We start from the raw sequence: 25181 nt of genomic DNA on the forward strand, positions 1-25181 counted from the left end.
ACCGGCAAAATTATACTAAATCGTAAGAAGATTCCATAGCAAGAAAATTCAAAGCATTTATTCCAGTATAGCCCTTTGGAAGTATAGCTCCAATAAGCGTCCTTTCATTGGCTGCTTGACACATGTAGCGAAAAGCTATTTTAGGAAAATCTAATATACTCTCCTTATTGTTCTCAACTTTAATTTCCGGTATTGCTTCTTTGAATTTCTTTTTATCACCCGGCTCGTAGAGTGTGCGTGGTAGGAATTCTTCTTTTAAAACAGTAAAATCAATATCAGAGTAAGCAGCAGAATTTAAACATTCCTTGTTTGGAATTTTATTCAAAGGATTTCCTACAAAGATATGAGGACCGGATAATACCACTTGTTCGGGCTTTTTAGGTTGATAGGTTGGATTTTCTCTACGGATAATTTCTCCTGTCTTTTGACTACCTGTTTCATGAAATATTTCATGTATACTAAATTCTTTATCATATTCTCCTAATTTACTGCTGACTGTGGTAAATCGTTGTAATACTTTCAATATTTCTTGACTATGAATCTGTGGAAGTTTTGCTTCTAGGTAATCCGTGTTAGCTTCTTCAAATAGTGATTGAAAGAGTTGTAATTCTTTTTCTGTCACATGAATGATTCGATTGCAATGTCCTCTTACACTCCAATTTCCTTCGTCGTCTTTGATTCCAGAAATAGGATCAGTGGGAGTAGAATGAGAATAACATTTAGACATTGTATCAGGAACAAATAGATTGCATATTTTATTAAACTCAATATTATCTCTTTTGCTTCCGCTTATATTAATACAAAAAGACAATACATGGTGAACATCGGCAAATAGTAATAATTCGTTCTTAAACTGATAGTGTGCCCTTAGCCGCTTAAAGTATTCCTTTCTTAAAGTTCCGCCGTTTGGATCGTCGAAGACGCTGTTTGGATGGAGGAGTCCTACGATTCCTCTAGCGGATAACAACGCCCAGCTTCTTACGATGAAGTTTTTGTATACGTTCGTCTGCACTCCTGCGAGTTCGGGGTAGAGGTTTCGGGAGTTCAGGAAGGTTACGGTTCCTATGCTTCTTCTAAATTCGTTTAGGTATTTCTTTCGCGCTTCTTTTTCTTTGAGCAAACTCTGCTTTGCCTTTGTAAACTCCGCACTCTTTGCTCCTTTGACTCCAAGCTTCGGATCTATTTCGCCTAACGCCACCGCTTCCTCCCAACCCACTTTAATCCACGGCGGATTTCCGTTGATTAAATCAAAACCGAAATAATTATGAATTTTAAATTTTGAATTATGAATGGAAGAGGCTCCCTCATTCAAAATTAAAAATTCACCATTCAAAATTCTCTTCACGAATATCTCCGGAAACACCAACTCCCAATGCAGAAACTTTTCTTCCTCTGCGATTTTGCGCGAGACTTCGTAGTAGGAGAGTGCCGATTCTAGCTCATCGGTGGACGGGATATGCATATTTGAAGAGTGGAGTAGCACTTCGATGTTGGTTCCGAGGCGCATTTTGTAGAACGCCAAAGTGTTTTTATCCACAACTACATTTCGAAGAAGCAGCTCAGCGGATACTAGGAATTCGTCTCTAGAGGGAAGGGAATTTACAGCAGACAAATCCCAGAAGTAGAGAGCGCAGAATGTGTCTAGGAGAAGCTTTAGACGTTGGAAGCTACCGCTTGCCGATTCTAGATTTCGTTTTACTTCTTCTTGCTCTTCAAGAGAAATTCCTTTTGCAAGCGCCAATTCGCTATTAGACGGAGTGGGAAATACAGTTGCAGTGCACTGGGTTTTTTCTAGGGCAGAGAGACGCTCTAGAAGGTAGTCGTTCCAGTGTTTGTCGATGGAGTCTGATATATCGCGCAGGCGATTTAGATCTTCGTCCTCCCAACGTTTACGCACAGACTCTGCAATCCATTTTCGAGCGATTTCTATTTCTTTGGGATAATACTCTTTAGCCTCTTTTTCGTAAGCAAGCGGAATCATTTGGTTGTCAAAGACCAAGAAGTGGTAGAATTCGTCTTTTTGTCTTTCTTCTCCTGGCTTTAGAAGACGCGGATTTGTGTTTTGCTCTAAATGTTCTCCCTGTTTGAGTTGCTCTCTAGTCCACACAGCCCGTCTTGCCCCGATGAGAGAATTTCCAGCTCTGAGACGTAAACCAAACCACGGAGTAGCGGCAGATTGGTATTTGTCTCTCTCTCCGTTTTCTCCTTTTTTGACTAGAAGCTTATGAGAAGAGCCGAGCCAGAGAGACAAAGCACCTAGCTCTACAGCGGTTGGATTTAAGTCTACCCCGTAGACGTTTCGGGTAACGATGAAATGCTTCACACGTCTATGCTCGTCTGTGTAGTTGGCGGGCTCAATGTAGACTTTTAGTTCTTCTTGTTTTAGTTTTAGATAGGCGCTTGCAAGTTGGTTTGCCATTTCTTCTATGAAAGCACCACTACCCATAGCAGGCTCACAGAGTTTAAAGGCTAATATCGAGTCTGCGTCAGATGGTTTAAAATCCTTTAGAAGTTCTCGAAGCGATTCTTCGACTAGACTTTTTGTGAGCACGAAAGGCGTATAATGCGAAGCGCTCTTTTCTCGGTCGATGCTATTTAGATGTAGAATAAACGCGCCCTTTTTGTAAATCTTTACGCGCTTGTCTTCGGCTTCAATTTCTTCTTTGGAAAATTCTTTGCTTCTATCGGCAGATACAAAGTAGGTCTGAGTGGAATTATCCCCGAAGCTACCGTCTTTCGATTTTACATGAATCAAATCTTCTTTCGCAAACATTCCCTGATACGAGAGCAAACCCTCATATACCGCTCCGAGTTGGTTCACGCCTAATTCTGCGTAGTTTACACGACCGATAGACTTGGACTTTTCGTGTTTGGCAAGCGATAGGCGAACGAGCACTTTCTGCCATACATGGTTTGGAAATTTCACCGTGTTAAAAAGCGGAGTGTATTCGGGTGCGAAAAGCGAGGCAGTCAGAGGCTGGATTTGAAATACTTTATTTTCGGGTGCAATGAGTACTCCATCGCGGCTACTCGCATTAAACCCCTTGTAGATGATTTGAAATAGAATCGAAAGATGCTCATGGAAATACGTTCCCATTTCCGATTGAGAAGTAAGCGGCACTTGCTCTAAATCCCGCAGTGCTTCCAAGCTATAGCCTTTTAGATATTGATCGGAATCGACTGGCAAAATCCCAAGCTCTTCTCCTCTCGACTCCGCATAAAAGCAAAACAAAAGCCGATACGCAAACGTAAGAGCTTCGTTCTTTAGATTCTCAGCGGATACTTCCAATTTGTCTTCTTTTACATTCGAGTTGAGATAGCCTTTCTTTTCTTCGGGGCTTAGAGAATTATAAGAAAGTTTTTTTCGTTTGCGTGCTTCAATCCATTCGTTTGCCAAAAGCTCTATCGCCTCTCGCACGGACTGTTGTAATTTCTCTGTCACCCCGTAAGCAAACTTATGACTTTGTTGTTCTAATCTTTCGTGTAGAATTTCCGATTCGCCTTCGGGACAAAGAGTTTCGTAGGATAAAAAGGCAGCGAGTTGATTACTTGCATCCTGTGTATTTTTTCCAAACGCATCATCCAAGTTAAACAGCAAGTATCTCCCTTGCGAATACGTAGTCTTATTAAACAGATAAATAAAAGTCCCCGCCAAAAACAAAACCCACCGAGGCGACACTTCTGCTGTAAAGATTTTTCCAATGAGCTTCTCCCAATCACCGTCGGCTAGTGGCAAATGTCCACCTGTCACCTCGAACTGCCCCACCGTGAGAGGTCTATCTTGCTTAACACTATCGTTGTTTTGCAAAATAGATTTCTCACGTTCGTTCGAAATGACTGTGGAAGCAAGCGGAAATAATTCCAGTGGTTCTTCTGATCCTTTCTTCTCCGGTAAACTATTTTCCGGCAAAGTAAAAAAAGTTTCGCAGATCGTGAGGTAAAGGGCATTATGCCGCGTGAAGTTTGCCTTGACTGGTATATACGAAGTATCCCCTTCGACTAGAAATTCTTCTCCCTGGTATTCTTTGTAGCCGAGTGCTTCTAGTAGCTCGGAATGAAACGAATTGATTTCTTCGTCTTCGTTTCTTTTTTCGATATTTAGTTCAATGGCTCTTGCCTTAGCTTTAAAATACTTTTGGGCAAGTCGTTTGATCTTAGCCGGTGTAGAAGCTGTGCCTTCTTCTTTCCATTTTGTTATAAGCCCAGTTAAGTCATTTGCAAAGATTGTGTCCAAGTAGTGAGAGCTATAATATTCGCCTACGTTTTGAATGCAACTGTCAATCGCCATATCATTCTCCTACAATGAGCAATACAAGTTTAGTAGTAGGCTCGTCTTCTGCTTTGAAGTATAAATTTTCCCAATTCTTCTTTCGGTTCTCGTAGTATTCTTCGATTCTAGTTCTTTCATTTTTATATTTCTTAAATTCGTTTGACTTATCGCTTAACGTCTTAATCTTTGCGTCGAGCCATTCGGTTCTTTTTTGTTTCCAGTTTTTAAGTCGTCTGTCTTCAGAGCGAAGGTCTTTGACGATAGACTTTTCCCAGTCTAGCTTTTGGGTTTTCATAAAATCCATACTGATCTTAACAGCAGAAGCTTTAAGAGGCTCTGCTGCTTTGATGTTTAGCGTCTTACCGCTATTAGCCTGATTTAAAAAATTGGTCTTTGTAATTGCTTCTTCTAAACTCAAAAGCTCATGCGTTCCATTCTTATGAAATAAAACCGAATGCGGATTGACAACTATGGGAGTTCCGCCTTTCGAATTGACCTGACCGATAAAACAATAACAAAGCTCACCCTTGGCAAATTGGCTCGAATAGACGACAGGCGCAACACCTCTATCCAGGTGCATAATCACACGCTCTACAAGCCACTCTAAGACAGGATGAGTTTCATTTGTGTAAAGAGTCTTCGACCAGTAGCCGCTTGTCTTACGCGCTCCTTCCATCGCAAGCATCACTTGTTTTTTGTCCTCGGTGAGTCTAAATACATTTCCTTCTGGAAATGCTTCTTCTGGAATAGAAGTATATCCCTGAATCACCGAGTTTTCCATTCCCAGTCTACGACGAAGCTCAGAGGGTAGACTGAATTCGTAGAGTTTGCCATGGGTCTCTATCGGCGGGTAATCTGTATTTACTTCTTGCAAAAAAGAATAGGCTTTCTTTAGAAAATCCTGATTGGAATAAAACCGGACTTTTTTTGTAATCAGGCTACTTGGCTCTGGTAATTTCGTATTAGCCGCTTCTTCTTTACTTGCCTGTAGGGCTAGTTTAAGCATTTCTTCTAAGTAGTCGCCTTCATTCGCCTGATCGCTCTTAGTCTCAAAGATGTTTTCGTTTCCTTTTAAAATTCCTTCCTCTGCGATGAATCTTTCTTCTTCTTTCTCATCATAGAGTTTTAGAATGCTCTCTCCACTTCGTCTCAGGCGATTGATTTCTTCTACTTTAGAAATGAGTCTATCAAAGATATGTTTGTCACCCTGTAAAATTCCATTCTTAGTATTCACAAACAAATAGCGGATAACAGGCTCTTTAGTTTGACCGAGTCTATCTATACGACCATTTCTCTGGATGAGAGTAATAATCGACCACGGTAGATCGTAGTGGATAATTAGATTACACTCATGGTGCAAGTTTACACCTTCACTCGCAACGTCAGTCGCAATTAGGATTCGAATCGGGGAGGCTCCGGAGGAAAATGCTTCTACTGTTTTTGTCAAATGAATATCGGGAGTAGAGCCGCTGATAGTTGCAATCGACTGCGCTATTTGTTTATCGTATTCACTGCTATAGTCTAGCTTAAATTCTTTCGCGAGTGCTTCTGCTAAATTGTCCTGCGTTTTTCTGTATTCGGTGAATACTAATACGCGGGGGCTTTCTTTTTTTCCAGACCAGCCGATTTTTTTTAGTTCATCTACGAGTAGCCTGTATCTGCTAGAAGATTCGATTTTTAATTTGGCTAATTCTTTTTTGATCTGGTTTAAGATTTCTATTTCGCTACTTTTTGTCTCTGTCTTAGAAAGCTCTTTTAGCCTTTTGTCTACAGTCTCCTTGCAGGCTTCGGGACTCGACAAAAAGATTTTATACATTCCATACTGCAAAAGACTTTGACCGGAAAATTCTTTTTTAAATTCACTACGCATCTTTGCAAAGAGAGAATATACATTTTCTTCTTCTAGCGACGAATCACGAGTAGTCTCAGAAAGGGGAATTACCTTTCGATTGGAAAGTAGGCTTCCTGCTTCTTCTCTCACATCTTCCTTAAACCGCATGAGAAAAAATCCTTTGATGTCCTCTACATTGTATTCTTTAAACGTAGGGTCTGGAATGATAGAAGGGTCGAGTAGGGAAATCAGTCTGCCAAATGTTTCCCGTTTTCCATTATGCGGTGTGGCTGTGGTTAATATGATATTGTCGCAACTCTGTGAAAGAACTCTTGCCAGCCTATAGCTCAAATGTCGTTCGGGAAGACTCGCTCCTGCGACGTTATGCGCTTCATCTATGATGACTACATCCCAGCGCGCACTCTTTAAATAATGCTCATACTTTCCCACGTTTTTAAGTGTATCAATACTGATAATGACTCTGTGGTAAATCTCAAATGGATTTTTATTGGCAGGAACTTTGAGACGAAGCTTTGCAATTCCTTCCGAGTCAAGTCGGACAAGTGGAATATTAAACCGATTCCAAAGCTCCGACTGAAACTGTAAGAGCATAGATTTTTTAGCGAGCACTAAAATGCGATTCGCCTTACCGCGCCTGATTAGTTCACTTAGAATCATTCCTACTTGAATTGTCTTTCCAAGACCCACAGCATCTGCGAGTAAAAGCCGAGTGCGAAGTTGACCTAGCGCAATATGAACAGTATCCTCTTGGAACTTCATAGAATCAAAAACGCCAGCATTTTCTAAGTCGGGCTCTTTAGAGGTTAATGGCATTTGCCGCAGATTCGCTTCTAGAAATAGTTTGGAAAATTCATACCCGCGAGAAGTGTCAGCTACTAGCTTTGTTTCGGCTGGATCAATGACTTCTATATTGTCAAGCTGGGTGATAAAAATCCTTTCCTGTCCGCGGGTCAAATCGTCCGTTCCAATACAGCTCAGGGTAAATTGACCATTGTCGTTTACCTCTGTCTTTAGAATCAACCACTCTGCATCTCGAACTAAAATTCTCTGCCCTGCGGCAAACGATGTTTTGTCTTTAGTCAAAGTCTTCTATCCTTATGATAAATTGGTTTAGCTCGGCTAATCGCAAACAAGAGTTTAATACATCGACATCATCTTCAAATCCGATTGGAGACGATATGTCATCTTCTTCATCTTGTGTTAGGAAATAATACGCAATAGCCCCTTTCAGCCAATACTGTGAGTCAAGGGCAAGCTCAGACCAGCGCTTTTCTACTTCTAGAAAGGTATCGTTTATTTTTTGGGCAAGTTTTAAGTTTAAAAGCCCGTTTGTCTTTGCGATTTCTTCTAGTTCTTTGGTGTATTTCTTAGTTCGATTGGTTAGCTCAATAAGGGGAGTCTTCGCGTATTCGTTCGATAACTTTTGTAGGATTTCAAATTCTTTCGGGTTTAGGTTACTGGGTATGTTTACTTTCACTCTAGTATTGCTCACTAAACAACACTTCAATTAGAGTCCCTTCGAAAGCAAGAGATATTTTTAAGAAATGGTAGGATTTTTCACCAAACTAATCCTGTAAATCCTGCGAATCCTGGAATCCTGTCGTGATTCTTTTTTTTGACAGGATTAACAGGATGGACAGGATTTTTCTTTTTAGTATTAACCAAAATCAATCCTGTAAATCCTGCGAATCCTGGAATCCTGTCGTGATTCTTTTTTTTGACAGGATTAACAGGATGGACAGGATTTTTCTTTTTAGTATTAACCAAAATCAATCCTGTAAATCCTGCGAATCCTGAAATCCTGTCGTGATTCTTTTTCTTTGACAGGATTAACAAGATGAACAGGATTTTCCTTTTTACTATTAACCAAAATCAATCCTGTAAATCCTGCGAATCCTGAAATCCTGTCTAATTCTTTTTCTTTGCAGCTTGGGGGGGGTTTGTTTTTTTATCTCGCTTCGTCCAGATTGTTTTTTAGGTGTTTCTTGCCTTTAAGAGATTGAATTCCTTATTTCCATAAATTTTGCGATATTCCTGCCTTTTCTTTCATCTATAACTAACCAGTCTGCTTTTTTATTCATGGCAAGAGTAATAGCCTCGGCTTCTCCTCTATCCAGTTCCTTTTTTAGAAGAGGTTCAATGCTTTCTACTTCTTCTGTTATAAAAAGATTCTCAGGAAGAGCGAAGTCTTTTTTATATTTTGTATTTGTGAATTCTTTCTCTACAAACTTTGGAATAAAAATCCTTTCAAAGATTTTCTCCCATAGGTAAAGTTTTTTTATTTTTCCGAAGGCGATAATAGGACTAGTATTTGAAACTATAATCATAATTTTCTAGCACTAGCGATTTCTTCTTCTATTTCTTCAGTATCCATTTTTACAACAGGGATTCCCATTCGACTGATTTCTGAAATGAAGTCTATTCGATTCATTCCACACATCTCCGCTGATTGTCCTGTTGTTAAGAATCCTTCTTCGAAAAGTTTGATTGCTAGTAATTTCTGCGTTTCTTTACGGATTCTTTCTTTTGATCCATCCCATTTTAAGAGTAATGAGTCCGGTAGTTCTATGGTAACGCTTAACATTGTTTTACTCCTAATTTTATTCTCACTGCAAACTTTCAAGTGTCAAACTCTTTTTCATCCTTTTCTAAAGTGAGAGAGCATTGTCCGCCCTTTGTTATTATCCTGTAAATCCTGGGAATCCTGAAATCCTGTCGTGATTCTTTTTTTTGACAGGATTAACAGGATGGACAGGATTTTTCTTTTTAGTATTAGCCAAAATCAATCCTGTAAATCCTGCGAATCCTGAAATCCTGTCTATTTCCTTTCTTCTCTGTTTGAGTTTGTTTGCGCAGTGTTTGCCCGAGCATTCGTCTCTGTTTAAGAATGAAATCTTAAAGTTTGCGAATAGATTTTTAAAGTTTGCGCTTGCGCCGGTAAACTTTGCGCGTGGATTTTGAGTGTTTGCCGCTGGATTTTTCTAGTAGGGAAGAGAAAAAAATTCTTTTCTTATTGACTTTGAATTGTATGATTGTAAAAAAATCCCGTGGCAACTCTTCCCAGTCGCCACAGGATTTCGTTTTGTTGGATTGGGGTCTTGGACTAAGCTGCTTTAACGTCTTGTTCCATTTCCCCGGTTCTGATTTCTGAGCCGAAGAGGTTTCTCACCCTTAGCCGGTAACTTTCTCCAATTACAATCCCATTGGGTGTTTTGAAAGAAACTAATTTACTGGTTACTTGGGAGTATTCGCTCACTCGAATCTCCGCGCCATTCTTTTCGAGAAAGACTCCCTGGTTTAATTCCGCCTTATTAAACTTTAGGTTTTCGCCTCGAATCGCAACTAAATCGCCTGAGCTGAGTGTATCGACTGCTCCTGAGCTGATGTTTTCGACAGAAATAACCAAAGGCAGAATTTTGCCCTGTGCCACTCTTACCGTTTTTGCCTCAATAGCGACTCTTTTGACAAACATCTGGCTCGGCACAATAGAAACCTCAACCGAATGTTTGTCCTCGGAAAATGCTTCCTCTGGGTTTTGAAATACACCCTTTACTTTGGGGCGTAGGATGCAAAATCCAAGATTAACACTTCTTCCCTGTGATAGGTTTTCTATGCAAACTCTCTCGAGGTTTTCCAAAACTGCTAAAACGTCGGGTGGTGTTGCCGTTGATCCATAGGCTAATGCTTTTATCACATTTCTTATATCCAAACTGCCTTCCAGCAGAGTCCTAGGTAAGTAGGGAGCCTTACCTTCCGTGCCAAGCTTGTTTTTAACGACTTGGAATTTGACCATAGAGGTCCTCCGGAACCTTGATTAGCGACATAAATCGCCTGATTCCAAAACTCACATTACTTTAGTATTAAAATTTGTCAACATGGAAATATGCATAAAATACAATAAAACATTAAAAAAGTAAAAATATGCATTAGAAATATATAAAAAAGATTTGAACTCAGAAAAATAGGCAAGAAAGAGTTTGACTTTCTTTCTATGTAAAAAAATGGTAGATCAGCCTATGAATGCAAATGATCTCTATTTAGAAATTGGGAAGAGGATTACCAATGCACGTCTTTCCCTTGGTTGGTCGCAAGAAGAAGCGGCTAGCAAGTTAGAAGTCACCCGTGTTACTTGGAATCATATGGAAAAAGGAAACCAAAAGATCGCCATCGATAGGCTTTTGGCAGTGGCAGAACTATTAAAAATTCCACCCGGTAGACTCGTTCCGGGGCTTTTGCCAGACGAGGTGACAGAGCGAGTAAAAGATGAAAACTTCTCAGAAGAAGAAACAGACACTATATATAAAACATTGGATAAATACCAAACCGAGTAGGTGGTATTTGGGATAATTAGGATTAACCCCTTGAAATGTAGGGAGCAGATACAATGGACAGAAAAATAAAAAAAGAAATTAACAAACTATTAAATACCATTTCCTATGCTGGCGGAGTCGTTGACTTAGATGCAATTGCCAAGCATCTGGGAATTCGAGTGTATAAAGACAATCTACCGGACAATGTTTCCGGTGTTTTAGATTGCAGAAAAGCCATGTCGCCTATCGTATTAATCAATTCTACACACCATACCAACCGTCAGAGATTTTCTCTTGCTCACGAAATCGGTCATTTCGTTATGCATCAAATCACTGGCGTTCACATGGACACAAAAGTATTTCTCAGACAGGATACTCCCAATCCTCTCCATTCTAGAATGGAAAGAGAAGCAAACAAATTTGCCGCCGAGCTTACCATGCCCGAATTGCAAGTCAAAGAATCCTGGAATCAAATTTCTTCCGATTTCCTAGACGATAATCCCGTTGCCGCATTAGCTAACCAATTCCAGGTAAGCGAAGGTGCCCTAATGATTCGCCTAAAAGAAATCAAAGGCTTAAATAAAATCTGGTAATCTTATTGTTTTAAGAAATCTCCTTTGTTGTAATTTCTGCCAAAGGTATTTTCCTTTCTAATAGGTGTTGGCTACTTTTTTTTGAGGTTTGCGGTTTAAAAACCTTGTGCAAAGTAGAAGGTTAAAGTCCATTCTATGCCTTGAAGCTTTCAAAAACGTTTTTTCTTTACATTTAGAAGCAGAAGTAAAATTTTATCTAGAATGACTTTTACAAATAGGATGAATTAGGATGCTACAAAACAGGCTCGCCATACTTGGATTTTTACTACTCGCTTTGCTTTATGATTGCAAGGCAATTGGAAATACGTTTCAACCCATAGAAGGGTTTGACGCAAAGACGAATGAAAGACTCGAACGTTTCTTTTGGAAACTAAAAATTACGATAAAAGAAAAATCGCAGTCTTTGATGGAGATGGAACTGTAGTCGGTCAGGCTCCACATTATATGGCGGATGAATGTCTCTACGAAGTAGCAAAAGCAAATCCACAAAAAAAAGCCGATGTGATTCAAAAGATGACAAAGCTTTCCAATGTTTCGATGGAATATGTGCAACTTCGAGTGAAATTCTTTGAAGGGGATACGGTGGAGTATCTGCGTGAGCTTGGGGCTAAATGCTATCATACGCACTATGCAGGAAAAGTGTTTAAACCTATGGTAGGTCTCATTGGGGCTTTAAAGGAAAATGGATTTGAAGTGTGGATAATCACTGCTAGCCCGGAAGCACTCTATCAAAAATTCTTAAGTGAAGAACTGCATATCCCAATTACAAATATTGTGGGAGTAAAGTCAGTTGTCCACGAAGGAAAAATTACAAGCACAATGATTGAGCCAATTCCGCAAGATCATGGAAAAAAAGAAGCGATTGAAACTTTCGTGCAGGAAAGACCTCTCCTTGTAGGCGGAAATAGTCGCGGCGACAAAGAAATGATTGAATACAGCGGCAATTTAAAGTTAATCATCAATCCAGATGAATATGTAGCCGAAGATCAAACAGAAAGTATTGCCGAGTATGCGCGTAAGAACAATTGGGTGATAGCTAAAATCAAAGATGTTCCACCGGCGACATTTCCCTATATTTCGTCTATCGTATACAAAATGAAAAAAAATAAAACTAACGAGTAATTATGATAACAAATCTAATCAACTGGTTTAAGCCAGCCGTTTCGCAAACACGTCACTCCGAAGAAGAAATTCAAAAAATTTACCCCAAGTATCGCTGGCATGTATTGGAATCAACATTTTTGGGATACGCTGCCTTTTATTTTGTAAGAAACAATCTCTCGGTTGTCTCTAAAGAAATGGGAGAGGCTCTACACTATGACAAATCTCAAATCGGAGACATACTAGCAGTAACCGCTATCACTTACGGGCTTGGAAAATTTGTAATGGGTGCGCTCTCTGATAGAAGTGATTCCCGTAAGTTTATGTCTGTGGGGCTAATGCTCACTGCTCTCGTGAATTTCGTATTCGGCTCCGTGGAAGATTACTCTATTCACTTAATCCTCTGGGGGCTAAATGGGTTTATCCAGGGAATGGGCTGGCCTCCTTGCGGACGCTCTATCGGGCATTGGTTTAGTTTAAAAGAGCGCGGTAGTGTTTTTGCTATCTGGAATGTGGCGCATAACGTAGGCGGTGGACTTGTTGGTATGGTAGCCGCTTTTTCTGCCAGTCATTGGGGTTGGAAGTCTGCGTTTTATGTTCCGGGGATACTAGCTGTTATCTCGTCTGTGTATATATATCTACGACTAAAGGATACTCCTCAATCGGAAGGACTTCCTCCAATTGAAGAATACAAAAACGAAAAGACACTCCATGCAACAACCGAAGAAACAGAAAGAGAGCTAGGAACCAAAGAGCTTCTCGGAAAGTATATCTTTAACAATAAATTCTTATGGCTCTTTGCGTTTGCGAATTTCTTTGTTTATATTGTGCGTTATAGTATGCTTGATTGGGGTCCTACTTATTTAAAAGAAATCAAAGGAGCAAGCCTAACCGGTGGGGGTTTCAGTGTATTAGTCTTAGAATTTGCAGGAATTGGTAGCACAATTTTAATGGGCTGGTTATCGGATAGGCTTGGCGGTAGAAGAGGGATGGTGAGTTTATTTTGCATGATTCCCATTTTTTTTGCTTTTGGGGTAATTTACTATAATCCGCCGGGAGCTTTATGGCTTGATTTAACAATGCTTGCTGTCATCGGCTTTTTCGTTTATCCGCCTGTAATGCTATTAGGAGTAGCTGCCCTCGACGTTACTTCTAAAAAAGCAGTCGGAACAGCCGCGGGCTTTGTTGGTCTATTTGGCTATATAGGAAGAACGGTGCAAGCCAAAGGTCTCGGCTGGCTTGCCAACAATCCCGAATACGGCTGGAACTATGTTCTCTATGCCATCCTCGGTGCTACTTTACTTTCTATTTTATTTTTAAGTTTCACTTGGAATATTAAACCTAGGGAATAAGTTAGATTCTAAATTTCGATCTCCAAAATAACAGGTGCATGATCGGAGACTACGAGAGACTGGTCAATCTTACAAGAGCGGATATTCTTTGTTAGATTCTTGGTTGTGAAGAAATAATCAATGCGCCAGCCTTTGTTGTTGGCGCGGGCGTTGAAGCGGTATGTCCACCAGGAGTATTCGTGAAGCTTATCTGGATTAGCCACTCTAAAGGCATCGACCATTCCTGAATCTAAAAAGTCTGTTACCCATTGGCGCTCTTCGGGTAGATAACCACTGTTCTTCTCATTTCCTTTTGGATTGTGAATGTCGATAGGTGTGTGTGCAATATTGACGTCTCCGCATATAATTAGCTTCTTGTATTTTTTCTCCCACTCTGCTTTTTTCTTTGAATAGAAATCTAAAAATTCCATCTTTATCGCCTGACGCTCTTCTCCTGAAGTGCCAGAAGGAAAATAAGTATTGATGAATGCAAAGTTTTTAAATTCGACTAATATACTTCTTCCTTCACTGTCGAATAGTTTATGACCAAGACCGATTTCATGCGACTTTGGTTTTTGTTTTGTGAAGATGGCAGTGCCGCTATAGCCTTTTTTTTGGGCACTGAATACAAAGGGAATATACCCGAGTTCTTCAAAGAATTCTGGATTCATCTGAGAGTGTTCTGCTTTGATTTCTTGGAAGGCGAGAATATCTGCCTTTTGTTTTTTGATAAATTCGAATAAGCCTTTGCTTTTTGCTGAACGAATTCCATTGCAGTTGAGGGTAATTAATTTCATTGTGAATATTTTCCTTTTCTAGAATGAATGATTAAAATGATTAGTTATTATGGCTATTAAAATTAAGAAAATTAGTATAAAAAATGAATCCGACTATTTGGATATTTTAAAAAGAGCAAAGAGTGATATCTCTGAAGCCTTTGACGTTGTAATTCCTATTCTAAAAGATGTAGAGCAAAACGGAGATGCGGCAATTCGTCGTTACACCGAGAAGTTTGATAAAATAGCTCTTGACAATTTCAAATTTGAAACCAATAAAATCGAAGCAAATATTCCCGAAGAATGGAAGAAAGCCTTAGAAAAAGCGAAGTCAAATATCCGCCAATTCCATTCAGCTCAATTAAAAACTAAAACAGAAATAAACGTTAGTGGAAATAGACTTGGCATTAAATACACTCCTGTAGAATCTGTTGCTGTATATGCACCGGGGGGAAAGGCTCTTTATCCTTCCTCGGTATTAATGGGTGCCATTCCTGCCAAGATCGCAGGTGTAAAACATGTATCCTTAGTTACTCCACCTTCGAAAGAAGGGGGGCTCAATCCGGTATTATTATACGCCGCTCAAATCGCAGGAGTAGATACAATTTATACTGTCGGGGGAGCCCAAGGCATAGCTGGATTAGCCTACGGAACAGAGACTATAACGAGGGCAGAATTTATAGTAGGACCGGGAAATCGTTATGTTACCGCCGCCAAATCGTATTTAGCCGGAGTAGGGCAGATTGGAATCGAAAGTCCCGCAGGACCTAGTGAAGTGTTAATCATTGCGGATAAGACTGCTAATCCACAATGGGTTGCTTGCGATATGCTGTCCCAAGCGGAGCACGGAGAAGACTCTGTTGCAATCCTCACTACAGATTCAGAGGAGTTGGCAAACCAAGTTGCTCTCGAATTAAAAAAAGCATTAGCCGAAAGACCTAAACGTCGCGAAATGAAAGAGAAAGCTATTGACGATAATAGTTATATATTAATATTTCCTAATATAGCGGAAGCGATAGATTTTTCTAACCTTTATGCTCCGGAGCATTTGGAAATCATCACAGAGAATTACGAAAAAGACTTTGAAGGAATCGTTCATGCCGGCTCTGTATTTCTTGGTCCTTATTCTCCTGTTGCAATGGGGGATTATATCTCAGGGACTAATCATGTTTTGCCGACAGCAGGTGGAAGTAGAATCTATTCCTCTTTAGGTGTAGATACATTTCTAAAACGAGTCACCTATCAAGAGATTCGTCGCGATTCACTGACAGAATTATACCCGTATGTAAAAACTCTTTCCGAAATAGAAGGACTAGACGAAGAGCACGGAACTTCTGTATATTTAAGAACTCTATAAAATAAAAATAACAGGATAGAAGGATGAAAAACGTAAAAGAAATTGTGGATGGCATTTTAAATTCCAAGATTGCTATTGAGAGATATTTAGCGGATAATGAGAGTTTATCCAAGAACACCAAGCCACTCTTTCTTGCGTTTTGGGATTTTGATGGAACCATACTCAAAGGAGATTGCTCGGAGGGTCTAAATGAGCCAAATGGTTTTAAAGGACTAATGGAATTAGGCGTTTTAAATGGCCATTCTGCCGAGTTTAAGGGTGAGTCAGGTGTAGATGCATTCTGGAAAAAGTATAGAGAAATGGAAAGCGTTAATAAGAAAGAGGCATATATATATTTGCCTCGACTCTTTTCTGGAACTAAGGAAGAAACGATTCTAAATTTAGCAAAGAGCATTTTAATTCTGTCATGCGTAATTTCTACTTTCCATCCTCTATTCAGATTCTAGAGCAATTAAAAGCGAATGGAATTGATTCGTATATACTCTCTGCCAGTGCCCATTTTTTTATCAAAGGCTCAGCCGGCACCCTTCCAATTGATGCAAATCATATGTTTGGAATAGAAATGAAAATTTTAGATGGAGTTATTACCCTAGAAGAAATAGAGCCTGTCACCTATGCAGAAGGAAAGACTGAAAAATTAAAGCTAATTGTAAATAGCCTCATGCAGGACGAAAAGACAGCGCAAGTTTTTATTCTCGCTGGCTTTGGAAATAGCTTTCACACAGACGGTCCCTTTTTGCAATACATCGCCGAACAACGACTATTAGCCGGTAACCCTACAACAGTAATGATTAACGGTGGTAATGCGCCCGAAGAATATGATGGAATCTTTAGAGAGGTGAATTTTGACATATAGGATAATAAATTGTCTATTTAAAAAAGATAGCTGGTCGACAGAAAGAGTATCGATTCCGGCTGACGTCCACCGCTTTTGGAAAAGATAGAATAATTGACCAAGGCTAGATGAATTTTAAATACTTCCTCTTCTTTGCTTGGAAAAGCATTCCAACTTACGCCTACTGCGAGTCCGAGAGAGCGTTGATTGATTCCTTTGCTGTCATAGAATCCGCCTGATTCAATACCTCCGCGAATTTGAAAAGGGGAATCTTTTAGAGTTTGCTCTAGACCAAGGCTGAGTTTTACTTCTGCTCCAAGTCCTCTATCTAGACTCGGTCTTGAATTTTGTCCATTCAAATCGAATGTGCTTCGTTCCCAGAAGATTTTTCGAACCTCGGAGTAAATGACTGTTTGCTGCAACTGAAAGCTATAACCGACAGCAGCATATTCGGGTAGCCGCTCTTTTAAATTATCAACTCCTCGATAGCCTTCTAATCGAAACGCACCGGGGCTTTGCATTGATAGTCCAAAAAGATGCTTTTCCTTTTTATAAGAAAGAGAAGCAGTAGGGCTAAGAGAAAAACTGGATTGATAGCCACCTCTATAGACTACACTCGGTCCAATTCCAAAAGACGCATTCCAATTCTCTGAAAACTTATAACTCCAAAAAAGAGAGAATGTATAATTGGACATGGATTCATATCCACCGGGAAAGTTTTGATAAAAACTTTGTTTGCCCGTAACCCCCCAGCCATTCTTAGCATCTATTGGAATATAAAAGCCAGCAGAGAGTGGTTTTACTGCGCTGTATTTTCCTTGGTCTGTAGAAACAGTAACGCCTCCGTCTACGATGTATTTTTGGTTGGAAGAAAGGATTGCGGGGTTGCTGTAAAGATTTGCCGAGGGATTATTTAAACCTACACCGAGGGATGCCATTCCTGCCGGGGAAGCATGAGTAAAGCTTAAATCGTAAGGTCCATATTTATCTGCGAACAAGGGAAACGCAAGAATCAATGTAAGAAATAAAAGGTTTTTCAATCTCATTGTCTATACAAGTCTGGATATTGAGCTTTAAAGGCAATGAGTTTATTGGAGGAGTTTAAATGAAAGTTTCTATAATTGGTGCTGGTGGTTTGACGGGAAGAGAGTTGATTGGTTTACTTGCCAATCATTCTGAGATTGAGATTGTTCATATTACGAGTAATAAAACAGCGGGAAAAAAAATCTCAGAAGTGTTTCCAAATTTGAGATTTAAAAATGACTTAGTTTTCAAAACCCATGAAGAGGAAATTCCAAAAGATAGTTTGGTTGTCCTCGCTGTGCCGAATGAAGTCTCTCTTGATATGACACCTAAGCTATTAGCCGCAGGGCATAAGGTAATTGATCTATCTGGCGCCTATCGTTTACACAATAAAGAATTATTTGAAAAATTCTATGGGCTTAAGCATGAATCCTTTGAGTTAATGCAAAAAGTTGTATTTGGAATTCCTGAAATGTTTAGAGAAAAAATAAAAGGCTCTGATTTTGTTTCTAATCCCGGGTGTTATGCGACTTCTGGTTTAGTGCCCCTTTTTATGCTGGGAGAGCTTAGAGAAAGAATCCAAGGCGCCATTGTCATCGATTCCAAATCAGGTGTAAGTGGAGCGGGTGGAAGAACGGAGGATATTGGGTTTACATTCACAAATACCTATGAAAATTTTCGAGCATATAAAATTTTATCTCATCAACACACTCCTGAGATTGAGGAATACGGTGGTTATGCGATGAAAAATAAATTAGCAAAAATTGTTTTTACTCCGCACTTATTGCCAGTGTATAGAGGAATCCTTTCAACGTTTGTAATTCAATTTGATAAAGCAATTGATCCATCTGAAGTAGCTACTCAATTTTCAAAATTTCAATCCGAACCATTTATAAGAATTTATAAAAAACCAGAAGAAATTGAATTGAAAAATATTCAAAATTCAAATTTCTTGGATTTAAGTTATCGAGTCGAAGACAATATTTTAGTGCTTGTGTCTGCGCTTGATAACTTAGTGAAAGGTGCTGCAGGGCAGGCTCTTCAAAACATGAACTTAATGTTAGGTCTAGATGAGCGTAAAGGTCTTTTGGCAAATGAATAAAAAAGTTATAAAAATTTGCTTTTTTTCTTTGAATTGTCTTTGACTTTTCTCTGCTATTGAAAAAACTGACATAAGCAACGGACGAGTCGTTAGCTCAGTCGGTAGAGCATTTCACTTTTAATGAAGGGGTCTCGGGTTCGAATCCCGAACGACTCAATTCGTTGCATTCTCGGTGCCATCGTCTAGTGGTTAGGACACCAGGTTTTCATCCTGGTAACCGGGGTTCAATTCCCCGTGGCACTAAAATTCCTACCTCCTTAACAAACTAGCATTATTGCTAATTTGCTAAAACAATCTCTCAGAAGTTCTGCCTTTAATATCCCGCAAAGCAAATAGTTTTGAGTCAAGGCTATCATAAAAGAATAAACCACAAAGACTATAAAGAAAGATCATTCACTTTGTGTGCTTTGCGAAAACCATTGTGTCCTTTGTGTTTTAAAAAATTACTCCTTTGATTATTTGAACGTGTTCAAATATTATGCTTGACTTTTATTTGCGTCTTATTTAATATGAACATGTTCAAATTAAAGGAGAACGCCATGAAAACAATTCAAGTATCCATTCTTTTAATGTTAATATCTTCCGGTTTGCTTTTTTCGCAAGAGATAGAAAACGCAGACTGTGAAATTCAAAATTTAAAATGCATCCAAACCAAAATTCAAAAAGGGGAATATCGTTACGAGGATTACAGTCGTAAGAGTTCCACTGGTAGGACAACTCTACATTATGCGGTAGAAGCCAAAAATTTCGACGTAGTCAAAATGATTGTGGCGAATAACGCAAGTTTAGTAGGGATAGCAGATGAATATGGAAACACAGCACTCCATCGCGCAGTAGCTCTTAACCAGAGACAAATGGTTGAATACTTACTCCAATCCAATTCTGATTTAGAAATAAATAAGGCTGATAGAAATGGAGAAACCATTTTAGATATTGCCAATGCAAGCGGATACACCGAATTAGCCGAATATCTTGTAGGCAAAGGTGCTCATATAGGTAATAGCAATAAATCTGCAAATGCAACACTATGGGTATATTCTGTGTATGTGCTAATCAGCATACTTGTAACAGTCTGGGTCGCGAGGACTCTTTCTAAAAACGGACGAATATTTTTAATCGATGCATTTCACTCAGATGAACTCGCAGACTCAGTGAATCACTTGCTTGTAGTTGGCTTCTATTTAATCAATCTAGGCTATATTACAATCGCTCTTAAGATTGGACTTAAACCTACAAATGCAGTGGAAGCATTGGAAATTCTAAGTTTCAAAATCGGGTTAGTAATATTACTTTTAGGTTTTATGCATTTCTTTAATTTGTATCTTTTTGGAAGACTCAGAAAGAGAACTCTACTTAAAAAAGAATTGGGTATCGATCAAAATGTAGCTGTAGTAAGACCAGTGTAGAAAAAAATGGGAATTATCGGTTTACCCCTGTCACCTCGAACAGCGTCCACCCGCGCTTGGTCGCGCTCAACGCCTTCGCACGTGAGAGGTCTATTTAGCATAATATGATTGTTATATTGCCCTATAGATTTCTCACTATTCATTCGCTAACGCTAGTTCCGTTAAGCGATGTTCGAAAAGACTGTTCAAACCTTTACCTTAATGACCGAGTTACTCATGATAAAGAAAAATAAATCTTCGATAGCAAACAGAAAAGAAACCGAAAAATCAAAGCGGACAAAAGAGCTTATTTACTCAACTGCCATTTCTTTATTTCAAAAAGAAAGCTATGAGAAAGCAACTATGCGACTCATAGCAAGTAAAGCTGGGGTTGCGCTTGGAGCTACTTATTATCATTTTAAAACCAAAGAAGACATTGTTATGTATTTCTATACAATCTCTCAAGACGATGCCAAAATTCAAAGTCTAGAGTTTTGTAGAACCACAGAAGATTTTAAATTGCGGTTAAAAAACATTATCTCCTATAAGCTTGATTATTTCTCAGAATATTATAATTTCATTTCTGTCCTAGCCAAACATGCGGCAGATCCAAATCATCCGCTTTCTCCTTTTAGCAAAGAAACAACGGAAGTAAGAGAAGAGGCAATTCAAATTATCCGCGATGCCCTGGAAACTTCCAATTTGAATTTAAAAAACGAAGTAGCACTGCATCTGCCTGAACTTTTGTGGCTATACCAACTAGGTATTATTTATTACTGGATATCAGACACTTCTAAGTCGCATAATAATACAGAAACTTTAATCAATGAAAGCCTAGATTTAGTTTTTAAACTTGTTAAAATGTCTAAGCTTCCTTTTTTTAAAACGATCTTAGGCTCAATATTTAAAATCATAAGATTGGTTAAAGCTCCTAATTAACAGTCAGCTTGTTAATCAAATCTTCCGTTTTACCTAAGAAGTCTACTAATTCATTAAGTTCATCTATTGACTCAGCCTGGGTATTAGCCTGCTCAGAAATTTTCATAATTGCACTTGTTGTTTCGTTCACTGCCATTTCTTGTTCGTTTGTCGCATTATGAATATTAGCCGCATTTCTATTTAATTCAGTTAGGGATTGAATCATACCTAGTTTGTTTCTTTCAAAATTTTTCATTGCTTCATTGCAAATCAAAACAAATTTTTCAATTTCGGAATAACTATTGAAGATTAAGTCAAATGCTTTCACTACATCTTCCACCGATTTACTACCAACCGTAACATCTTCTAATGATTTTTGCACATTTTCTGTAATTTCTTTCGTATGTAGCGTAGATTTCTGAGCGAGCTTTCCGACTTCTTCAGCCACTACAGAGAAGCCCTTTCCTGTTTCTCCAGCTCTTGCTGCTTCGATTGCTGCATTGAGTGCGAGTAGGTTTGTTTGATAGGCTATCTCACGCATAACGTTTACAACTTTTGAAATTCCAACTGAAGACTCGCGCATATTATTCATGGATAATCCTGTTTTACCGATGACAGTGCGTCCGTTTTTGATAATTGAATTTAATTTTTCATTTAGAGATCGCAATGATTGCAGTGCGCTCTTTAATTGTCCAAAGTATGTTTCGTTTTCATCGACTAGCTTGATTGTATTTTTGGATAGGCTATTTTGATCTTCTGTTGCCGCGCTAATATTTCTAGAAGCAGCCGAGATTTGTTCCATCGAAGAAGAAGTTTCTTCAGAGCTGGAAGCTTGCGTCATAATGGAAGTTTGAACATCGCCTATCGTATTTTTAACTTTCTCTTTCAATGCCCCTAGTTTGATCACGGAAGTTTTTAAATTTTCTACTATCTTGCTGTTTTTATCAAGAGACAACCTTAAAATTCCTTCCTTCTCATGCGCATTTAAAATTGCAGTCTTGCTCAAATCAGTTAATAAGTAACTTATGAAAATGGAAACCATTAGAAATAAATCAATATTAAAAGGATCGGGTAATGGATAATGGTTTAAATTAAAGCCACCTTCACGGGCTATAAATTGAACTCCTAAGTTTGCGGCGAGAATTTGTATAAAAACTTCCTGTAAAAAAACTAGACTTCCTGTGAATAAAGCAAATTTGCCGTTATAGCGCAGTGGTATCATTGCCACATAAAGATAACAGGCTGAAAAAAGGACTTTTTCCTTTAGAACATAGTCGCCACCATTTTCTAGAATTAAAGCTTGCATTGCTCGAATAGAAAAAATAATGAACACATCTAGGAATGAATTTATGTAGATGATCCGAATATCAAACTCATTCTTACTTATCTTGCTTCTAGAATAAAGTGTATATAACAGTATACTGATTGTTCCCAAGGTGTATGCTAGGGTTAATGTCGAGTTTGCTACACTAAGAGATGTGACAGTAGCTATTGCGTATAAAACAACAAGTCCTAATCGAATTCGATTCACGATAATTTCACCACGCACTATGGGTAAATCTGTAGACACTGAGTTCATAAAAACCTTCTTTATTCCTCTATCGGATAATTCCCAATAATTTTGAACTTAAACAGTTCTCTCTTATATTTGTAGATAAAAAAAGCCCTTTTGAAAACGTATCCTTAGAAAACTATGAAAAATTCCTTTTACCCTGAATTTCATTCTACAACGATTCTATGTGTTCGACGAGATGGCAAAGTTGCACTGGCTGGTGACGGACAGGTTTCAATGGGTCAAACCATTATGAAGCACACTGCAAAGAAAGTTCGGCGCATGTTCCATGACAGAATCATCACTGGATTTGCTGGCTCAGCGGCTGATGCTTTTACTCTATTCGAGTTATTTGAAAAAAAAGTAGTCGCTTACAATGGAAGTCTTTCTCGCAGCGTAGTGGAATTAGCCCGTGAATGGAGAACAGACCGAATGCTTCGAAAGCTAGAGGCACTTCTGATTGTTGCAGATAAAGACGAATCTTATTTAGTCTCAGGAACAGGAGATGTAATTTCGCCTGACGAAGACATACTTGCTATCGGCTCTGGCGGAAACTATGCATTTGCCGCAGCGACTGCGCTATATAAAAATACTACGATGAGTGCCAAAGACATTGTCCTTGAGTCTATGAAAATTACCGCAGGCATTTGCATTTATACAAATAATAATATTACTTTAGAAGAAATCATATGAGTGAAATGACAAAACCAGTTATAACTTATGAAGGCGAGACATTCGAAATGTCTCCCAGAGAAATTGTGCAAAGTTTAGATGAGCATATCATCGGACAAAAGAATGCAAAGAAAGCCGTTGCTATCGCGCTTCGTAATCGTATGAGAAGACGAAAGCTTGATACTTCGATGAGAGAAGAAATCTATCCCAAAAATATTATCATGATCGGACCTACTGGTGTGGGGAAAACAGAGATTGCCCGCAGACTTTCAAAGCTCTATGGCGCTCCTTTCATTAAAGTAGAAGCAACAAAATACACTGAGATTGGATACGTTGGGCGCGATGTGGAATCAATGGTTCGGGACCTTGCCAATATTTCACTTAACATGGTAAAGACTGAACTCAGAGGAAAGCTTGTAGATCATGCAAGAATGAATGCAGAAGAAGTCATACTCGATATATTGATTCCGGATAATGCCAAACAATCTTCTATGGGTTATATGTCAGAGGTTAATCCCGATGATCCGGGAGAGCAAGAAAGAAGAGAAAGGTATCTCGAAACAAGAGAGATGATGCGCAAAAAACTAAAGGCAGGCAAGTTAAACGAGCAAGAAATTGAACTCGACATTTCACAGAATCCTGCCGGTGGAATGCCTATGATGCAAGTTTTTGGAGCGGCTAATTTGGAAGAAATGGATAACCAGATCCAAAATCTGCTTGGAGATTTGGTTTCCAAAAAAAATAAAAAACGTAAAGTTCCCATTAAAGAAGCGATTGAAATTTTAGCAGACATTGAAGCAGATAAACTTTTAGACCAAGAGAAACTACAAAAAGAAGCTGCAAGACGAGTGGAGGAAATGGGCATTATCTTTATTGATGAGATCGATAAAATTGCAGGTAAGGAAAGTAGGGGCGGTGGAGCTGATGTTTCGCGCGAGGGTGTGCAAAGAGATTTACTTCCGATCGTTGAAGGGGCTACAGTCAACACTAAGATTGGACCGATCAAAACAGATCATATTCTATTTATCGCAGCAGGTGCTTTTCATATGTCAAAGCCCTCTGATTTAATTCCTGAATTGCAAGGAAGGTTTCCAATTCGAGTCGAATTAGATAAATTGTCTATGGATGATTTTGTAAAAATTTTAACTGCTCCGAAGTCTTCTCTTACTAAACAATACCAAGCGCTACTTTCTACGGAAGGAATTTCTCTTGAATTCAAAGAAGATGCAATCAAAGAGATTGCGCTTATTGCATTTGAAGTGAATGAAAAAAATGAAAACATCGGGGCTCGTAGACTCAATACAATTTTAGAGCGTCTCTTAGAAGATATTAGTTTTGAAGGTCCTGAACTTGTTGAAAAGAATCAAGTTATAGATGCCAATTTTGTTCGAAACAAATTAAACGAGATTGTGGAAAATCGAGATTTGTCGAAGTATATACTTTAATATGGCAAAAGGAATTTTTACTGATTTAACAGAGGACGAAGTCGCTTACCTTTATACACTTCTCAAGGAAGAAGTAACTAACTATGATTGTGGGTCTTTGTGTAAAGATGATAATGGTGGTGTTCCATTTTGTTGCGTGACTGAAAATGCAGTTCCGCTTCTTTATAAAAAAGAATTTGAACTTCTCAAGTCAAGATCCGATCTATGGAAAGTCTGGAATCCAACTGATCCGAAAGAAAGAAAACTTCTAGAAGAGCATGACGATGAAAACACAGTCTTTTGTAAATGCAAAGGTGTTCAGTTTTGTGAGCGGGAAAATCGTTCTGTAAGTTGTCGAACATTTCCATTAGAGCCTTACATCGACAAACGCGGAGTATTCGTAGGACTTGTCTTTATGAAAGAATTTTCGAATGGTTGTCCTTTGACAAAGCGAAGCAAAGACATTCGACAAGAATTTGTAGACAATCATTTTATATTTTGGGAGAAGCTAATGCTGCGTAGACCCATAGAATTTGAAACCTACACAAAATCTTCTCGGTCTTATAGAAACTCTCGAGCTAAAACAAAAAAAGACTTTCCAATTTTATTTCCGTCTCACTTAAAAGGAAAAGACTATCTTAAACAATATTTATAAGGCTAATCGATATTATTCGAAGTAA

Annotated in this window: 24 protein-coding genes and 2 tRNA genes; 16 read left to right on the forward strand and 10 right to left on the reverse strand. The window is 38.8% G+C overall.

Annotated elements, in window-relative coordinates:
* Positions 1-10: 10 nt before the first annotated feature.
* The 6 genes from IPH52_24550 to IPH52_24575 form a co-directional block, all read right to left on the reverse strand.
* Positions 11-4288, reverse strand: coding sequence for a hypothetical protein (locus IPH52_24550; protein MBK7058163.1), 4278 nt, complete (start codon positions 4286-4288; stop codon positions 11-13).
* A 1-nt stretch (position 4289) separates the two neighbouring features.
* A complete protein-coding gene (locus IPH52_24555; GenBank protein MBK7058164.1) occupies positions 4290-7205 on the reverse strand; it encodes a DEAD/DEAH box helicase in 2916 nt (971 codons plus the stop codon).
* The gene (locus tag IPH52_24560) at positions 7198-7599 is read right to left on the reverse strand and encodes a hypothetical protein (protein MBK7058165.1); all 402 of its coding nucleotides are present in this window, start codon (positions 7597-7599) and stop codon (positions 7198-7200) included. The genes IPH52_24555 and IPH52_24560 overlap by 8 nt, the downstream gene beginning before the upstream one ends.
* Before the next feature lie 80 nt (positions 7600-7679).
* Positions 7680-7958, reverse strand: coding sequence for a hypothetical protein (locus IPH52_24565; protein MBK7058166.1), 279 nt, complete (start codon positions 7956-7958; stop codon positions 7680-7682).
* A 155-nt stretch (positions 7959-8113) separates the two neighbouring features.
* The gene (locus tag IPH52_24570; protein MBK7058167.1) at positions 8114-8449 is read right to left on the reverse strand and encodes a DNA-binding protein; all 336 of its coding nucleotides are present in this window, start codon (positions 8447-8449) and stop codon (positions 8114-8116) included.
* Positions 8446-8706, reverse strand: coding sequence for a UPF0175 family protein (locus tag IPH52_24575; protein ID MBK7058168.1), 261 nt, complete (start codon positions 8704-8706; stop codon positions 8446-8448). The genes IPH52_24570 and IPH52_24575 overlap by 4 nt, the downstream gene beginning before the upstream one ends.
* A 146-nt stretch (positions 8707-8852) precedes the next feature.
* Between IPH52_24575 and IPH52_24580 the strand changes: the two genes are divergently transcribed.
* Positions 8853-9083 (forward strand): hypothetical protein, encoded by a 231-nt coding sequence (locus tag IPH52_24580; GenBank protein ID MBK7058169.1) that lies wholly within the window; start codon positions 8853-8855, stop codon positions 9081-9083.
* 142 nt (positions 9084-9225) lie between these two features.
* On the opposite strand, the gene IPH52_24585 is transcribed toward IPH52_24580, so the two are convergent.
* Positions 9226-9915 carry a DUF4469 domain-containing protein gene (locus IPH52_24585; protein ID MBK7058170.1) on the reverse strand — a complete coding sequence of 230 codons (690 nt, stop codon included), beginning with the start codon at positions 9913-9915 and terminating at the stop codon, positions 9226-9228.
* Positions 9916-10123: 208 nt separating this feature from the next.
* Between IPH52_24585 and IPH52_24590 the strand changes: the two genes are divergently transcribed.
* The 4 genes from IPH52_24590 (at position 10124) to IPH52_24605 (ending at position 13478) form a co-directional block, all read left to right on the forward strand.
* Positions 10124-10453, forward strand: coding sequence for a helix-turn-helix transcriptional regulator (locus IPH52_24590; protein ID MBK7058171.1), 330 nt, complete (start codon positions 10124-10126; stop codon positions 10451-10453).
* 53 nt (positions 10454-10506) lie between these two features.
* Positions 10507-11025: an ImmA/IrrE family metallo-endopeptidase gene (locus tag IPH52_24595; GenBank protein MBK7058172.1), complete on the forward strand. Its 519-nt coding sequence runs from the start codon at positions 10507-10509 to the stop codon at positions 11023-11025.
* A gap of 363 nt (positions 11026-11388) precedes the next feature.
* Positions 11389-12147: a haloacid dehalogenase-like hydrolase gene (locus IPH52_24600; GenBank protein MBK7058173.1), complete on the forward strand. Its 759-nt coding sequence runs from the start codon at positions 11389-11391 to the stop codon at positions 12145-12147.
* A 2-nt stretch (positions 12148-12149) separates the two neighbouring features.
* Complete coding sequence (locus IPH52_24605; GenBank protein MBK7058174.1) at positions 12150-13478, forward strand: MFS transporter; 1329 nt, start codon at positions 12150-12152, stop codon at positions 13476-13478.
* Between the two features lie 8 nt (positions 13479-13486).
* Here the strand turns inward: IPH52_24605 and xth are convergent, their stop codons facing one another.
* A complete protein-coding gene (xth, locus tag IPH52_24610) occupies positions 13487-14254 on the reverse strand; it encodes an exodeoxyribonuclease III (GenBank protein ID MBK7058175.1) in 768 nt (255 codons plus the stop codon).
* A 49-nt stretch (positions 14255-14303) separates the two neighbouring features.
* Here xth and hisD point away from each other — a divergent pair, with 49 nt between their 5' ends.
* The 3 genes from hisD to IPH52_24625 are packed head-to-tail and all read left to right on the forward strand — an operon-like array spanning position 14304 to position 16446.
* Entirely contained in the window at positions 14304-15590 is a 1287-nt protein-coding gene (hisD, locus tag IPH52_24615) for a histidinol dehydrogenase (protein ID MBK7058176.1), read from the forward strand.
* Positions 15591-15613: 23 nt separating this feature from the next.
* Positions 15614-16036 (forward strand): hypothetical protein, encoded by a 423-nt coding sequence (locus IPH52_24620; GenBank protein MBK7058177.1) that lies wholly within the window; start codon positions 15614-15616, stop codon positions 16034-16036.
* Positions 15997-16446, forward strand: coding sequence for a hypothetical protein (locus IPH52_24625; GenBank protein MBK7058178.1), 450 nt, complete (start codon positions 15997-15999; stop codon positions 16444-16446). The genes IPH52_24620 and IPH52_24625 overlap by 40 nt, the downstream gene beginning before the upstream one ends.
* Before the next feature lie 17 nt (positions 16447-16463).
* Here the strand turns inward: IPH52_24625 and IPH52_24630 are convergent, their stop codons facing one another.
* Complete coding sequence (locus IPH52_24630) at positions 16464-17471, reverse strand: hypothetical protein (protein MBK7058179.1); 1008 nt, start codon at positions 17469-17471, stop codon at positions 16464-16466.
* 59 nt (positions 17472-17530) lie between these two features.
* On the opposite strand from IPH52_24630, the gene IPH52_24635 reads away from it, so the two are divergent.
* The 5 genes from IPH52_24635 (at position 17531) to IPH52_24655 (ending at position 20874) form a co-directional block, all read left to right on the forward strand.
* A complete protein-coding gene (locus IPH52_24635) occupies positions 17531-18550 on the forward strand; it encodes an N-acetyl-gamma-glutamyl-phosphate reductase (protein MBK7058180.1) in 1020 nt (339 codons plus the stop codon).
* A gap of 83 nt (positions 18551-18633) precedes the next feature.
* Positions 18634-18706 (forward strand) — tRNA-Lys (locus IPH52_24640).
* Positions 18707-18721: 15 nt separating this feature from the next.
* Positions 18722-18793 (forward strand) — tRNA-Glu (locus tag IPH52_24645).
* A 296-nt stretch (positions 18794-19089) separates the two neighbouring features.
* On the forward strand, positions 19090-19956 hold the full coding sequence (locus IPH52_24650; GenBank protein ID MBK7058181.1) for an ankyrin repeat domain-containing protein: 867 nt from the start codon (positions 19090-19092) through the stop codon (positions 19954-19956).
* A 216-nt stretch (positions 19957-20172) separates the two neighbouring features.
* Positions 20173-20874: a TetR family transcriptional regulator gene (locus IPH52_24655; GenBank protein MBK7058182.1), complete on the forward strand. Its 702-nt coding sequence runs from the start codon at positions 20173-20175 to the stop codon at positions 20872-20874.
* On the opposite strand, the gene IPH52_24660 is transcribed toward IPH52_24655, so the two are convergent.
* Complete coding sequence (locus IPH52_24660) at positions 20867-22432, reverse strand: hypothetical protein (protein ID MBK7058183.1); 1566 nt, start codon at positions 22430-22432, stop codon at positions 20867-20869. The genes IPH52_24655 and IPH52_24660 overlap by 8 nt on opposite strands.
* 114 nt (positions 22433-22546) lie before the next feature.
* On the opposite strand from IPH52_24660, the gene hslV reads away from it, so the two are divergent.
* Genes hslV through IPH52_24675 form a run of 3 tightly spaced genes read left to right on the forward strand, consistent with a single transcriptional unit; the run spans position 22547 to position 25156 of the window.
* Complete coding sequence (hslV, locus tag IPH52_24665; protein ID MBK7058184.1) at positions 22547-23098, forward strand: ATP-dependent protease subunit HslV; 552 nt, start codon at positions 22547-22549, stop codon at positions 23096-23098.
* 5 nt (positions 23099-23103) lie between these two features.
* Entirely contained in the window at positions 23104-24522 is a 1419-nt protein-coding gene (gene hslU, locus IPH52_24670) for an ATP-dependent protease ATPase subunit HslU (protein ID MBK7058185.1), read from the forward strand.
* Between the two features lies 1 nt (position 24523).
* Positions 24524-25156 (forward strand): hypothetical protein, encoded by a 633-nt coding sequence (locus IPH52_24675; GenBank protein MBK7058186.1) that lies wholly within the window; start codon positions 24524-24526, stop codon positions 25154-25156.
* Positions 25157-25181 lie beyond the last annotated feature (25 nt).

It is taken from the genome of Leptospiraceae bacterium (genome assembly GCA_016708435.1).
GTDB lineage: Bacteria > Spirochaetota > Leptospiria > Leptospirales > Leptospiraceae > UBA2033.